General features: G+C 36.4%; 15 protein-coding genes. 10 read left to right on the top strand and 5 right to left on the bottom strand.

Features of this window, described 5'->3' with window-relative positions; genetic code table 11:
• Nucleotides 1-98 precede the first annotated feature (98 nt).
• On the bottom strand, nucleotides 99-1427 hold the full coding sequence (locus tag BBH99_RS08055; protein ID WP_228390771.1) for a M48 family metalloprotease: 1329 nt from the start codon (nucleotides 1425-1427) through the stop codon (nucleotides 99-101).
• Nucleotides 1428-1524: 97 nt separating this feature from the next.
• On the opposite strand from BBH99_RS08055, the gene BBH99_RS08050 reads away from it, so the two are divergent.
• Both BBH99_RS08050 and BBH99_RS08045 read left to right on the top strand, forming a co-directional pair.
• A complete protein-coding gene (locus tag BBH99_RS08050; RefSeq protein WP_083188779.1) occupies nucleotides 1525-2658 on the top strand; it encodes a serine hydrolase domain-containing protein in 1134 nt (377 codons plus the stop codon).
• A gap of 6 nt (nucleotides 2659-2664) precedes the next feature.
• Complete coding sequence (locus tag BBH99_RS08045) at nucleotides 2665-3276, top strand: YdeI/OmpD-associated family protein (protein WP_066694344.1); 612 nt, start codon at nucleotides 2665-2667, stop codon at nucleotides 3274-3276.
• A 9-nt stretch (nucleotides 3277-3285) separates the two neighbouring features.
• Here BBH99_RS08045 and BBH99_RS08040 read toward each other — a convergent pair whose 3' ends face one another.
• Nucleotides 3286-4557 (bottom strand): Y-family DNA polymerase, encoded by a 1272-nt coding sequence (locus tag BBH99_RS08040; RefSeq protein ID WP_066694343.1) that lies wholly within the window; start codon nucleotides 4555-4557, stop codon nucleotides 3286-3288.
• Nucleotides 4558-4816: 259 nt separating this feature from the next.
• Here BBH99_RS08040 and BBH99_RS08035 point away from each other — a divergent pair, with 259 nt between their 5' ends.
• The 8 genes from BBH99_RS08035 (at nucleotide 4817) to BBH99_RS08005 (ending at nucleotide 9912) form a co-directional block, all read left to right on the top strand.
• Complete coding sequence (locus tag BBH99_RS08035) at nucleotides 4817-5317, top strand: M15 family metallopeptidase (protein ID WP_066694342.1); 501 nt, start codon at nucleotides 4817-4819, stop codon at nucleotides 5315-5317.
• A gap of 189 nt (nucleotides 5318-5506) precedes the next feature.
• Nucleotides 5507-6544 carry a patatin-like phospholipase family protein gene (locus BBH99_RS08030; RefSeq protein WP_066694340.1) on the top strand — a complete coding sequence of 346 codons (1038 nt, stop codon included), beginning with the start codon at nucleotides 5507-5509 and terminating at the stop codon, nucleotides 6542-6544.
• A 236-nt stretch (nucleotides 6545-6780) separates the two neighbouring features.
• Nucleotides 6781-6951 (top strand): hypothetical protein, encoded by a 171-nt coding sequence (locus BBH99_RS22360; RefSeq protein WP_165601902.1) that lies wholly within the window; start codon nucleotides 6781-6783, stop codon nucleotides 6949-6951.
• Between the two features lie 408 nt (nucleotides 6952-7359).
• Nucleotides 7360-8280 carry a helix-turn-helix transcriptional regulator gene (locus BBH99_RS08025; RefSeq protein ID WP_066694338.1) on the top strand — a complete coding sequence of 307 codons (921 nt, stop codon included), beginning with the start codon at nucleotides 7360-7362 and terminating at the stop codon, nucleotides 8278-8280.
• A gap of 54 nt (nucleotides 8281-8334) precedes the next feature.
• Nucleotides 8335-8961: an energy transducer TonB gene (locus tag BBH99_RS08020; RefSeq protein WP_228390770.1), complete on the top strand. Its 627-nt coding sequence runs from the start codon at nucleotides 8335-8337 to the stop codon at nucleotides 8959-8961.
• 5 nt (nucleotides 8962-8966) lie between these two features.
• Complete coding sequence (locus BBH99_RS08015) at nucleotides 8967-9398, top strand: nucleoside deaminase (RefSeq protein WP_066694336.1); 432 nt, start codon at nucleotides 8967-8969, stop codon at nucleotides 9396-9398.
• 87 nt (nucleotides 9399-9485) lie between these two features.
• Complete coding sequence (locus BBH99_RS08010; protein WP_066694333.1) at nucleotides 9486-9677, top strand: hypothetical protein; 192 nt, start codon at nucleotides 9486-9488, stop codon at nucleotides 9675-9677.
• Between the two features lie 52 nt (nucleotides 9678-9729).
• Complete coding sequence (locus BBH99_RS08005) at nucleotides 9730-9912, top strand: hypothetical protein (protein WP_066694325.1); 183 nt, start codon at nucleotides 9730-9732, stop codon at nucleotides 9910-9912.
• A 77-nt stretch (nucleotides 9913-9989) separates the two neighbouring features.
• Here the strand turns inward: BBH99_RS08005 and BBH99_RS08000 are convergent, their stop codons facing one another.
• The 3 genes from BBH99_RS08000 to BBH99_RS07990 form a co-directional block, all read right to left on the bottom strand.
• Nucleotides 9990-10526, bottom strand: a complete 537-nt coding sequence (locus tag BBH99_RS08000) for a GNAT family N-acetyltransferase (protein ID WP_066694323.1) — start codon at nucleotides 10524-10526, stop codon at nucleotides 9990-9992.
• 59 nt (nucleotides 10527-10585) lie between these two features.
• Entirely contained in the window at nucleotides 10586-11344 is a 759-nt protein-coding gene (locus BBH99_RS07995) for a type III pantothenate kinase (protein WP_066694321.1), read from the bottom strand.
• Nucleotides 11345-11447: 103 nt separating this feature from the next.
• Entirely contained in the window at nucleotides 11448-13286 is a 1839-nt protein-coding gene (locus tag BBH99_RS07990) for a M1 family metallopeptidase (RefSeq protein WP_066694319.1), read from the bottom strand.
• Nucleotides 13287-13390 lie beyond the last annotated feature (104 nt).

The raw sequence follows: 13390 nt of genomic DNA, 5'->3' as shown, positions 1-13390 counted from the left end.
TTGATCTTAAAACTAAAAACCTATCTCAAAAACGAGATAGGTTTTTAATTTTTCTTGGTTTTACCATATCTGCTAAATCAGAAATGAAAATTCCAAAATTATTTTAATGTTGCAACTGTTTCATTAGCCTGATAATAATCTGCAATATTTTTAATTTCATCCAGGCTTAGGTTCCACATAAAATTCAGAAACTGCTGATAACTTTCACTTTGGTTTTTAGGTTCTACCCTATCCAGATAGCGGTTCAGATTATAATTCTTCCTGGCTTCATAAATTTTTGAAAAACATTTTCCCAGCCATCCTTTGTAATATTTTTCCTCTTCCCCATCCTGTAAAAACTGCATAGCGACATAAATACCCAATCCATAGTCCTCTGAGTGGAAATAGTTGGGTAGAATCTCCATTCTTGCTGTTTTTTTGAGTGCAAGATAGGCCTCTGAAGGTTTTTCCGGTTCTACGGAAGTATTCAGCTCAGGAAAAGTCTTTTTAAGCATCTCTATTCTTTTAGCCATTTCAGGATGGGATGCTAAAGAGTCTTTATTCAGCTTTTCTTTATAAAAATTATAATTGTAGAGTGAAAAGTCTTCTTTCTTCATCCATTTCTCCTTGAAAGCCTGTTTTGGGAGATCAAACAACTTTTTATAAGTCTCAGTTTTAAGCTCTCTTGGAGAAATTGTGTCAAATGTCTGAAGCTTTTGTAATCCGTTGATAAATTCACTTTTCTTAAAATCACTGTTTTTAAAAATAACATATCCCAGATAATCTGCCTGCATTTCAAGTTTCCTCTTCTCCACTCCTTTTTTATAAATTCTGTTTCTAAAAACATCAAATGCCTTTGCATTGCGTCCCAAACTACGTTGATCTGTTGTTTCCTTAATATTTTGTACTGTAGATTTATCTAATTCATTCTGTTCTACAGTATTCAGAACAGATTTCAGCGTATGATCCTCTATTTTATGCCCTAATTCATGGGAAATTACACCAGCTACCTGAGCTTCATTATCCATCCAGTTATACAGCCCCATATTGATGACAAAAGTTCCATCAGCAAGGCAGTAAGCGTTAGGAGTATTATCTCTTGCAATCAGTATTTTAAGGTCCTGAGGAACTTTTGGATTATTTTTTCTGAGACGCTCTACCAAAGACTTGATGACTGCATCAAAATCAGATTTGAAAACAAAATCCTTATTCTTCACCTGATTTTCAAAATCAGTTCCAAATTCTTTATAAATTTTAGACATTTCAGAACCCGTTCTTCCCGAATACTGCAACTTTAGCCCTTTGATTAGACTTTCATTATGAGCCGTAAAATTTTTTAAAAATTCTTTCCGCTGAAGATAATCTGCGGTATCTATCGCTTTATAAGCCTGAGAAATTCCTGCCACTGAAAGCAGGAAGCACATCAATACAATAAGTTTTCTGGTCATGTTTTTCATCAATTAAACAAAAATAATGTATTTGATGATTCATTTTTATTTTTTCATCCAAATTATTTTAAATTTGTTAAAGACCGATTGACAAAAAATGAGAATACTAAAATACATGATAGGTGGAGCTTTAGCCGGAGCTGCTACAGCTTACTTTTTCGGATATGATTATTTATTCAGTGGTATTTCCAAAACTTATCTTAAAGGAAGATCAAGTGCCCATATTGACGATGGAAATTTGTTTCCCAGTAATCCTATTGCTGCAGGAGCCCCCAAACGATGGGAAGAACATTCTGAATATAATAAAAAACAATTACCTAAAGTTTTAGTTGACGACTTAAAACAGTCTAAAACAGCATCTTTTGTAGTGATAAAGAATGATAAAATCATTCATGAGCAATATTGGGACGGCTATAATCAGCTTTCACAGACCAATTCTTTTTCTATGGCAAAAGCTGTTACGGTGATGCTTTTGGGAAAAGTGCTGGAGGAAGGCATTATCAACAATATTGATGAAAAGCTTTCCAGTTTCTATCCTGAGTTTAAAGAGAAAACCTTCGGAGATGAAGTGACTCTTAAAAATCTGGCCCAGATGGAATCCGGTCTTGATTGGGATGAAAATTATAATAATCCGTTTCTCCCCAATGCCAAAGCCTATTATGGAAAGAATCTTGTAAAGGCTGTATTTTCAAGGAGGTTTAAAGAAAAGCCGGGAACAAAATTTGAATATCAAAGCGGTACTACACAACTTCTTGGTTTCGCGTTAAAAAAAGCATTGAAAAAATCCCTGGCAAGCTATCTTTCCGAAAAAATCTGGACACCTTTAGGAATGGAGCAAAATGCGAAATGGAGTACAGATGATTATGGAATGGAAAAAACATATTGTTGCATCCATTCCAACACCAGAGATTTTGCCAAACTGGGGCTTTTATTCCTGAATGATGGTAAATTTGGAGATCAACAGATCCTTAATAGAGATTTTATTGAACAGATGAGAACTCCGACAGAAAAGTCTGAAAACATTTACGGAATGGGCCTTTGGATTAATCATGACAACCCGATCAAACATTACTATTTTCTGGGACTTCAGGGACAATATATCATCATGATTCCGGAGCACAAAATGATAATCGTAAAAACCGGAAGCTACTCTAACAATCCTAAAAATGACAGAGGAAGACCGGATCAGGTGAAGTTCCTTGTTAATGAAGTCGTAAAGTTATTCCAATAAAAAGCTATGGAGAAATACAATATAAAAGTTGATGAATACATAGAGAAATCTCCGGATTTTGCCCAGCCCATTTTAATGTATCTTCGGGAAGTTATTCACGAAACATGTACTGATGCGGAAGAAGCCATTAAATGGAAGTTCCCTACTTTTATGTATAAAGGGAAGATTCTCTGTTCCATTACCTCTTTCAAATATTATTGCAGCCTTGGGTTTTGGCTGCATCAGGAGATGAAAACGTTAAAGGAAATAGAAACTACAGCCGGAAAAAGTTCAATGTTCAGTTTGGGTAAGATTACAAAAATGGAAGATCTTCCCTCAAAAAGCCAGTTGAAAAAAGCCATCAAAGAAGCCATGGAGCTTACAGATATGGGCGTTACCATGAAAAAAGCAGCTCCTTCAAAAACAGAAGTGGAAATTCCTGATTATTTTTTATCCGCATTACAGGAACAGCAAAAAGCATTAGAAGTTTTTGAAAAAGCATCCCCATCGTTTAGAAAGGAATACATCACATGGATTGCCGAAGCCAAAACCGAAGTTACCAGAAATAAAAGAATGGAACAGGCTCTAGAATGGATTGCAGAAGGTAAAGGAAGGAACTGGAAGTATGAGAGAAAGTAAAAAGGTACACTAATGAAACCTGAAATTAGCTTCAGGCAGCGTATTTTTTTTCAGAAAAGCTTCATATTCCGGAGATAATTGGGCACGGCCGAAAGTATTTTCACCGCTCATGCTTCCCAAACGCACTTTATCTTTCCCGAATTTCCTGTTCATGGCATCCATAGCCTTCATCACAGGAAGATGCTGGTTTTGTATATCTTCTTCAAAAAGGCTGATCTGTCTCTGATCTTCCGGAACAAAGTCATTCACCATTACTCCTGCTCTTTTATAATAAAATCCTTCCCTGTATACGGCTTCAAAAAGCTCATTCACCACTCTTCCTATCAATATGGATGAATTCGTGGGATTGGGAAGAATTTGAGTCATCGCATTCCTATATTCAGGCAGGTCTTTTCGGAAACGGTTAGTCTGTACAAATACAGTTATCATTTTACAACAGGTATTCTGCCGCCGTAACCTTTCCGAGCAGTACATCCCAAAGGTTTCTACCCTTTCCCGAACAGCTTCTTTATCAGTAAGCATCTCCATAAAACTTCGGGTAACTGCAATTGATTTTTTCGGAGATGGAGCATCCAGCTCAAGCTGGCGGATTCCTTTTAATTCATTAATCATCCTCACCCCATGAATTCCCATTATTTTTCGAACCCACATTTCAGGCTTCTGAAGAAGGTCCCAGGCCTTATAAACACCATTGTCGTTCATTTTGGCTGCCAGTTTTCTTCCTATTCCCCAAACATCACCTATATTTAGCCATTTCAGTGCTTTTTCTATCTTTTCAGGACTATCCATAATATAAACCCCATTAAATTTCTCCGGAAAATCCTTTACAATCCTATTCGCTACTTTACATAAGGTCTTGCTGGGAGCAATACCTATACTTACGGGAATATTTTCCCTCTCCCAGATTTCTGTTTTGATTTTAGAGCAATATTCATGGATGTCAATATATTTAAACCCTGTTAGATCAAGAAAAAGCTCATCAATGCTATAAATTTCATAATCCACAACATAAGAGCGGGCAATATTAATGACCTGTTGGCTTTTATAGTTATAGAGCTCAAATTTTGCAGAAAAGCTTTTTACATCATGTTCTTTGAAAAGGTCTCTGTATTTAAATGCAGGAGCCGCCATTGGAATCCCCAGGTCTTTTGCTTCCTTGCTTCGGGATACAACACATCCATCGTTGTTGGAAAGTACCACAACGGGTTTGCCTTCAAGCTCAGGGTCCAGCGTCCTTTCACAGGAAACAAAAAAGTTATTGCAATCTACCAGCGCATACATGATGATCGTGAATTATGTATACAAAATTATTATTTTTCAGAAATAAAATCACTTTTTAATCCAGAATTAACATCACATTTAACACATTGAAAGACAAACAAATATTATTTTTAAATACGACATGTTTTGTCGCATTAGGAGTATAGCTTTGTTTTCAAAAACAATTTTCAAATCAGTCTTCAGTCATGATGGTTTTTAATTAAAATACGTCAAGTTTTGTCGCTTCCTGCTTCTACTTTTGTTTCAAACAATAAAGATTATGGATAAAGTAACATTGGAACGAATTAACAGCCTTCACCCATCGGTAAGAGATGAAATGAAACAAATTATTAAGGAATGTGACGAAGCACTCACCGGTAGAGCCAAGGTAAGGATCACTCAGGGCTTAAGGTCTTTTGAAGAGCAGGAAAGACTTTACGCAATTGGAAGAATTACATCAGGTAAAAAAGTAACCAATGCCAAAGCGGGACAAAGTATTCATAATTATGGCTTCGCTGTGGATATCTGCCTGATAACTGATGGAAAAACAGCCAGCTGGGACACTGTAAAAGACTGGGATAACGACAAGGTAGCAGATTGGTATGAATGTGTGAAAATCTTCGCAAAACATGGCTGGGACTGGGGCGGAAATTGGAAAACTTTTAAAGATCTTCCTCACTTTGAAAAAAAGACAATTCCGTTAAAGAAAAAGACCGTTAAAACCCATTGGAGAACGCTTTTGAAGATGCAGAGAGATCAACAGAATTATGTTGTTTTTTAATCCTTTTTATGTAAAATTAAATAAAATACGTCAAGTTCTGTCGCTTCTCCGTCCTACCTTTGTTTTACAAGAAAGCCACCAAAAGTAATAAGATCTGAACATGGATTCAAACATTTTTCCTTATCCCAAATCATTGATTTCATAAGATCTCATTTCAATGTATTCTTAAAAAACAATTAACAAAACAACATGAAAAAGACAACCATTCTTTCTTTGGACGGAGGCGGAATAAGGGGAATTATCACCTGTATTATTCTGCGTTACATAGAAGAACAGCTCCAGTATTATGATAAACCGAGTGCCAAGCTCGGAGATTATTTTGATCTGGTGGCAGGCAGCAGCACAGGAGGACTGATTGCGTCTATTATTCTATGTCCCGATGAAGTCCGTAAAGCAAAATATTCTATCCAGAAAGGGTTGGAATTATATGCTGAAAAGGGCGGCGACATCTTCCAGGTTTCCTTTTGGGAAAAACTGGTTAATCCATTTGGATTATTGAATGAAAGAATTTCTCAGGAAGCCCTTGAGAAAAACCTGAATGACTTTTTTGGAAATTTAGAATTAAAGGAATTAATAAAACCTTGTTTAATAACAAGTTATGATATAGAAAACAGAAGAGCTAAGCTTTTCAATTCAGCAGAAGCTCATCTCAGCACGGATAATTTCTATGTAAAAGATGTTTGCAGGGCAACATCCGCAGCGCCTACCTATTTCAGCCCGGTACAGATCAAATCAATGTATGGGCAAATCTTCAGCCTGATTGACGGCGGTATGTTTGCGAATAATCCCGCCCTTTGTGCCTATGCAGAAGCCAGAAAGATTCCTTTTGCAGAAGTTTTAAAAAACCACCAGAAAGCCAATCATCCCGGAGTAAATGATATGATTATTATATCCATCGGAACCGGCATTGAGGCGAGACCTTATTCTTTTAGAAAACTGGAAAAAGCCGGAAAAATAGGCTGGGTAAACCCAATTATTGATATATTGATGTCTGCCAATGCAGAAACTGTAGATTATCAGCTTTCCCAAATGTTCCAGACACTGGGACTGAGAAACCAGAAAAACTATTACCGTCTGAATCCTTCATTGAAAAACGCTTCTCCCGCAATGGATAATGTAAGACGGTCTAATATTGAAAATTTGATCCAGGCCGGATTAAGCTATATTGATGACAACAGAGAAATCCTGAATCAGATCGTCCAGAAACTCATCAAAAATAAAATATAAGCTTTTTACCTTATAATGCTTCAATATAAGCTCTGGAAATTATATTTTAGAAAGATTAGAAATTATTTTAAATACGTCAAGTTTTGTCGCATTACCCCACTATATTTGGAGTATCACAATAACACAAAACAACTATCAATAAAAATTTAAAAACGCCTTTGAATTCATCATTCACCTATGCTGAACAGCCACAAGTATGTTCAAAATATAACCAACACCAAATCACAATACAAAACATGGAAACATCCAATCACAACACAGATATACTCTTCGATGAAGACCTCTACACCGTGGAATGGAGTGACATCGAAAATGCTGAGATGGATTATGAAAACTATCTCAACGACATTGAAAATTTCTTCAGACAGGATTTTGAAGAAGACATTCTTGAAGAAGATATCTTTTAAATAATTATAAAAAATACGACAAGTTCTGATGCTGTCTGCCATTATCTTTAAAGTCTCTAAATACACACAACAGTCTCATTACATCAACACCTTTGAATCGCCATTCACAAAATGTTGGACAGCCAGAACTCTGTCTGAAAAATATAACCCAGAAGTGGAAATTCGGTCTGCGACCACTAAAAACAAGGCCAAAGATTCTGAAGCAATCTCACAAAGCTTCGCATATAACCAAATCACAATCTATTTTTGAAAGAATAGATGAGAATTATTCTCAGAGTATTTTGACCAATAATTCAATAAGCCACAGTATTTCTGTGGCTTATCTTTTTCTCGATCTCCCCACAAAAAATTAAAATACGACACGTTTTGTCGCATTAAGCCCATATATTTGTGGTACAAAATTTTACCATGAAGAAAGATTTTTATCTCACAAGATATGCCTTAATTATTAAAAGATTAGAAAGTTCTCCGGCTACCTATTCCCAGCTGGAAGATTATCTTTTAAATTCTTTTGAATTCCAGGATGCCGGGATCAAAAGTTATTCTATCCGTACCTTGCAGAGAGATATCCGTGAGATTTCAGACCTTTTCAACCTTTCCATTCATAACAAGAAAAAAGGTGATAACCGATACTATATCGAAAGTCGCCCCATCATGGAAGTGGATGAATACAACCAAAAACTTCTGGAATCTTTCCAGGTAAGCAATGCCCTGAATCTTCATCCGGATTTTTCAGACTTTATTTTCTTTGAAAGCCGTAAACCAACCGGTATAGAACATTTTTATGATCTCTTTTTTGCCATCCGTAACAAAAGAGTGGTAACCTTTGAACATTACAATTACAAAAACAAACTGATGACTTCCAGAAAGGTTCATCCCTTAGCCTTAAAAGAATCAAAAGACAGATGGTACCTCATCGCCATTGATACCAAGGATAAGGTTTTAAAATCATTTGGATTAGACAGGATCAATTATCTGGATGTAGCTAAAAACCAGTTCAGAGAAAAGTATAAATATAATTTCAGAGAGCATTTTAAAAATGCTTTTGGAGTAATGAATCTGGCAGAACAGAAACCGCAGAATATTGTATTAAAATGCAGCCGTCATCAGGGAGAATACATCAGAAGTTTTCCGCTTCATCAATCTCAGAAAGAAACAAAAGAAACTCCGGAAGAAATCTATTTTGAATTTTTCCTTCATCCTACTTATGACTTTATGCAGGAGATTTTATCTTATGGAAAAGAGGTAACCGTATTAGAACCGAAATGTTTAGTTGATGACATCCGTAATCATCTCCAGGAATCTCTGAACCGCTATCTTGAAAGTTAAATAATCGTGAATCATTCTCATATTTTTTAGTTATATTTACATAAATATACCCTATTGAGAACTTTATTCACTTGTATCTTTTGTATTGTTTCTTCATTTTGCTTATCTCAGCAGAAAGAGGAATTCAGGTTGGTGAAAAACTATTACAACCAGCACAGGGGCATGCTGAATAATGAATTCAAGAAAAAATTTGATGCGGAATCCAATGCCCTTAAAAAGGATGCCATAAAAGGAGATTTCTTCTTTTTCATGAAAAAAATGGATAGTATTGAGAACACCGCCTTAATTGGAGCCTTATTGAGAGTAAGGAATATTGAAGATCTTCAGACTTTAAAAGCAGCGGCAGGAACCGTTCAGGATTTCAGTGATAAATCTGTGGATGTGGAAAAGATTGCAGACTATCCCGGAGGTATTAACACCCTGCGGCAAGAGGTTGCAGACCTTTTGTATGTAGACGGTGTTAATTCCGATACCAAAACGGTAAAAACAGATGTTGTTTTTATTGTGGAAAAAGATGGAAGCATCAGCAATGTTCATGCTCAGGGAGATAATTTCACCTTCAACAGACAGGCAGAAATTGCACTCTACTCTATTTCTGAAAAGTTTTCTCCAGCAATGGTAAAGGGTGATCCCACAAGATTCCGTTTCAGGATTCCTTTAACGTTAACGATGGTTGATTAAATTAGATGTTTACTGACGAATATTATATGAAAATGGCTCTGCAGGAAGCAGAAGCCGCTCTGGAACAGGATGAAGTACCTATTGGATGTGTGGTAGTCTCTAACAACCGTGTTATTGCAAGGGCACATAACCTCACTGAAACCTTAAATGATGTTACTGCCCACGCAGAAATGCAGGCTATAACCGCTGCTGCCAATTTTTTAGGGGGTAAATATTTAAAAGACTGTACACTATATGTTACTATGGAACCCTGTGTTATGTGTTCAGGGGCCCTTTCATGGTCACAGATTTCCAGAGTAGTGATTGGTGCCCGCGACGAACAGAGAGGCTTCATTAACAAACACCTTTCATTACACCCTAAAACAGAGGTGATTACCGGTATTATGGAAAATGAATGTTCCACTATTGTTAAAGATTTTTTCAAAAATAAAAGATAATTTTATTTTATCCACACATATTGAATAAAAAAGATACAAGCAGTTTAATAATTATCTATATTTGATACACATTTAAACTAAAACCATATGAAAAAGTTAACAAGAAAAGAAACTGCGAAAATTAATGGTGGTATTGCACCGGGACAATGTTTTTACACTGATCCTAACACAGGCAAGAGAAAACTTGGATGCCAGGTAGGCCCCGTTCCGGATTGTTGCGGCGGATGGATTTATCCACTTCCAGGACATGAATGCCAATCATGCACAGGAGATCTTTAAAATAAATAAAAACCATTAAACTAATTCCATTAACAACCAAATTAAAACAAGTATGAAAAAGTTAACGAGAAAAGAAACGGCTAAAATTAACGGCGGAATCCGCCCTGATCAATGTTTTTATATTGACAGCAACGGAGTAAGAAAAATCGGATGCAGAAATATGCCATTTCAGCAGGAAGATGGTACATGGATTTACCCGTTGATCGAATGTGATGCGTGCGGTGGAGGTCTTTAAGAAACCTATTTAACAGTAATAACAAAATCAGGGAACATAATGTTCTCTGATTTTGTTTTTATAAGATTGTATTCCCATTAATCTTTAAAGATAGAATACATCGCAAGGTCAAAATATTCGCCGTCTTTTTTTGTATGCTGTTTCAAAAGTGCCTCCTGCTCCATTCCTATCTTTTGCATGATCTTCCCTGAAGCAGGATTGTGAAGAAAATGAGTTGCATAAATCTTGTTGAGATCCAATTCTTTAAATCCAAAATCAACAATAGCTTTAGCTGCTTCAGTAACGTATCCTTTGTTCCAGTATGGAATTCCTATCCAATATCCCAGTTCTGCCTTATCATCATCCCTGTCATGAAGACCAATGGCTCCAATAATCTCTTCTTCTTTATTTCTGATTCCAAAGGTAAAACCTGTGTTACCATCAAAAGCTTGTTTAGACATTTTCACCCAAAGTTTAGCATCATTTTCTGTGTAAGGATAAGGAATATTAGACGTAAGGTCTGAATAAATTCTATGCTTAAGAAACTCCACAATTGAAGGAGTATCCTTTTCTTCCAGCTGGGAGAGAATCAGTCTTTCTGTTTCTATTCTTGGAAATTCTTTTAATTCCTTCATTTTGTTCAAGGTTATATTAAAAACTGAAATAAAGGTTCAGTTATAGATTTAAGAATATTTTACAAATCTTTTCCCAGGAAATAAAGTCCTTTCAAAGTATGCAGCCTATCCATTACATGAATTTTCTCTGTTAAAGGCTTATAGACATGAGAAACACCTCCTGTGGCTACAACAAAACAATCATCATTTACCTCATCATTAATCCTGTCAATGAACCCCTCTACCATTCCAAGGAAGCCATATACCATTCCGCTTTGCATACAGGTTACCGTATCTAACCCCAGTACTGATTTTGGTCTTTTCAGTTCAATTTCAGGAAGCTGGGCTGTCTGGCTGATTAAAGAGTTTAAAGAAGTAACAATCCCCGGAGCAATAATTACGCCTAAAGTTTCACCCGTTTCAGCTACACAGCTCGCTGTAAGGGCCGTACCAAAATCAATAACAATCTTTTTTTTGTTTGGATAAAGGTTATGGGCAGCAACAAGGTTGGCATAAATATCCGTTCCCATCTGCTTTGATTTCGCCTGTACTCCTGAAGGCGTTGTACGGTCAACAATAACCGGAGTAATCCCATGGATTTTTTTGATTCCAGAGCTCATTACCTTGGTAAGCTGAGGCACTACAGAGCCAATAATTACTTTCTGTATTTCTTTGGGCTCTACTTTATAGGTCTGGTAAAGCATCAGCATTTGCACATAAAGCTCGTCTGCCGTTCTGTAAGGCTTTGTATTGATTACCCATGAAATATCACAATTATCCCCATTAAAAAGGCCGAATCTGATATTGCTGTTCCCTATGTTAATTACAATTGAATTCATTTATATTTAAACAGGCTATGATTTGAAAAAATTTGAGCTCCAAATTTATAAAAAAATAAAAGGAGTACTTATAAATACTCCTTTTATCTCTATGTTGATCTTTTTATTTTACTTCTACAATATTATCCGCCATATTTACATCTGCAAGTCTCTGGCTGAAATCTATTCCCAATACAGACAATTGAGATTTTGTATAAGGAATGGTGATGGTGTACTCTTTCTGAGTCCAAGGCCAGTAAGGCATTGTTTTAAACTCACCGTAAGCATCTTTTTCCTTCCATGTGTGCGTCATATTCATTGGAATCTGATAAGTTACAATCTTTTTATCAGTAGTCATTATACTGAAATCAATCGGCATAGGAACCTGACCATTATTGACAAGGGTAACTGTTGTAGATTTCGCATCATACTTTACATCCTTAACCCCATAATCGATTGTTTTGGTAGTATTGATCCAGTAATTGTGAAACCATTTTAAATCCATTCCTGAAACCTTTTGGGCAATATGAAGGAAATCCCTGTCTGATGGGTGCTTCATACTCCACTGGTCATAATACTGCTTTAAAGTTTCTGCCAGGTTTTGCTCTCCCATGATATAACCTAACTGCACCAGGTACAATTCTCCTTTTACATAAGATGCATAAGTATAGGATGTTCCGTTATCGTGGTGATCTCCCAGCCAAACAGCAGGTTCTTCAATTCCCTTTTTAACAAAGTTTCTGTACGCATTTAAAGTATTGGCAAACGGATTCGGAAGTTCTTCCGGGAATAACTGATACATAGTATATCCTTCCGCATAACTTGTAAAACCTTCATCCATCCATGGACGTACGGATTCGTTGGTAGCCAGCATCTGCTGATACCATGAGTGAGCACCTTCATGAGCCATTAATCCCATTAAACCTTTGATATCTTTAGCTTCACCAAGAATCATGGTACACATTCCGTACTCCATTCCTCCATCACCTCCCTGAATAAAGGCATACGTTGGATACACATATTTCCCGAAATGAGAATTCATAATCTGGAAATACTTGGTAATATAAGGCTGTGCCTCACCCCACACTTTAGTTTTATCATTCTTCTGATATACTAAATATACTTTTGGCCCTTCCGGAACATTAAAGCTTTCTACAGAATAATCCCTGTCTGCACTCCATGCAAAATCAAGGATATTCTTAGCAGTCCATTTCCAGGTTGCTTTTTTATCTTTTTCTGCCTTGATCTTAGCTGCTGCATCATATCCTTTTACTTCTGTAGGATTTTCCAGGATTCCTCCTGCTCCCACTACATAATCTTTATTAATCTTAATGGTAACATCAAAATCTGAAAACGGTGCATGGAACTCTCTTCCTAAATAATCAAAAGTGGCCCAGCCATCATAATCATACTCAGCAATTTTAGGATACCATTGTGTCATGGTCATATCCACTCCTTCTCTGTTGTTTCTTCCACTTCTTCTGATCTGCTGAGGAATCACAGCATCCCAATCCATTGTAAAAGTTGTAGTAGAATTGGGTTTGATAGGTTCTGCCAGATATACTTTCATAATGGTTTCCTGAACTTCAAATTTCAGGTCTTTCCCATTTTGCTTAATCCAGTGAATATTCTGTGCTCCTTCCTGATCTTTCGGAATAGTAGACAGTGTTGAGATCCCGTTTTTCTGCAACCTTCCGTCACCATTTTTCCCTTGGGAAGACACTCTCTGATCCATCATGGAATTAGGCTTAAAAGCGTTCCAATACAAGTGAAAGTACACCACATTAAGCTCATCCGGTGAGTTATTTGTGTATTCTAAGGTCTGTTTTCCCTGATAGGTAAATTTTTCAGCATTTACATCGATATCCATCTTGTACTTCGCAGCCTGCTGATAATAAGCTCCTTGCTGAGCCTGGAATTGTGAAATGATAAACGCAAAAATGATTGCAGCCGATTTTCTCATTTAAAATTTTATTTTTTCTAAAGGTAGGTAATTTAAACAAAACCCTCAAATGTGGAGTTATTACACGGTTTTGTTCGGTTTTTATATGGTTTTAGATGAATCTT

This window comes from Chryseobacterium contaminans (assembly GCF_001684955.1).
Classification (GTDB): domain Bacteria; phylum Bacteroidota; class Bacteroidia; order Flavobacteriales; family Weeksellaceae; genus Chryseobacterium; species Chryseobacterium contaminans.
Note: the sequence above shows the minus strand (reverse complement) of the source record. Positions and strands in the feature narration are given on the sequence as shown.

What these genes read in the sequence shown, in the direction of transcription:
- BBH99_RS07995 (WP_066694321.1), bottom strand. Translation starts at nt 11,344, where the DNA reads ATGAATTCAATTGTAATTAACATAGGGAACAGCAATATCAGATTCGGC.
- BBH99_RS08030 (WP_066694340.1), top strand. Translation starts at nt 5,507, where the DNA reads ATGAAAAAGACAACCATTCTTTCTTTGGACGGAGGCGGAATAAGGGGA.
- BBH99_RS08050 (WP_083188779.1), top strand. Translation starts at nt 1,525, where the DNA reads ATGAGAATACTAAAATACATGATAGGTGGAGCTTTAGCCGGAGCTGCT.
- BBH99_RS08015 (WP_066694336.1), top strand. Translation starts at nt 8,967, where the DNA reads ATGTTTACTGACGAATATTATATGAAAATGGCTCTGCAGGAAGCAGAA.
- BBH99_RS08010 (WP_066694333.1), top strand. Translation starts at nt 9,486, where the DNA reads ATGAAAAAGTTAACAAGAAAAGAAACTGCGAAAATTAATGGTGGTATT.
- BBH99_RS08040 (WP_066694343.1), bottom strand. Translation starts at nt 4,557, where the DNA reads ATGTATGCGCTGGTAGATTGCAATAACTTTTTTGTTTCCTGTGAAAGG.
- BBH99_RS07990 (WP_066694319.1), bottom strand. Translation starts at nt 13,286, where the DNA reads ATGAGAAAATCGGCTGCAATCATTTTTGCGTTTATCATTTCACAATTC.
- BBH99_RS08055 (WP_228390771.1), bottom strand. Translation starts at nt 1,427, where the DNA reads ATGACCAGAAAACTTATTGTATTGATGTGCTTCCTGCTTTCAGTGGCA.
- BBH99_RS08000 (WP_066694323.1), bottom strand. Translation starts at nt 10,526, where the DNA reads ATGAAGGAATTAAAAGAATTTCCAAGAATAGAAACAGAAAGACTGATT.
- BBH99_RS08035 (WP_066694342.1), top strand. Translation starts at nt 4,817, where the DNA reads ATGGATAAAGTAACATTGGAACGAATTAACAGCCTTCACCCATCGGTA.
- BBH99_RS08005 (WP_066694325.1), top strand. Translation starts at nt 9,730, where the DNA reads ATGAAAAAGTTAACGAGAAAAGAAACGGCTAAAATTAACGGCGGAATC.
- BBH99_RS08045 (WP_066694344.1), top strand. Translation starts at nt 2,665, where the DNA reads ATGGAGAAATACAATATAAAAGTTGATGAATACATAGAGAAATCTCCG.
- BBH99_RS08025 (WP_066694338.1), top strand. Translation starts at nt 7,360, where the DNA reads ATGAAGAAAGATTTTTATCTCACAAGATATGCCTTAATTATTAAAAGA.
- BBH99_RS22360 (WP_165601902.1), top strand. Translation starts at nt 6,781, where the DNA reads ATGGAAACATCCAATCACAACACAGATATACTCTTCGATGAAGACCTC.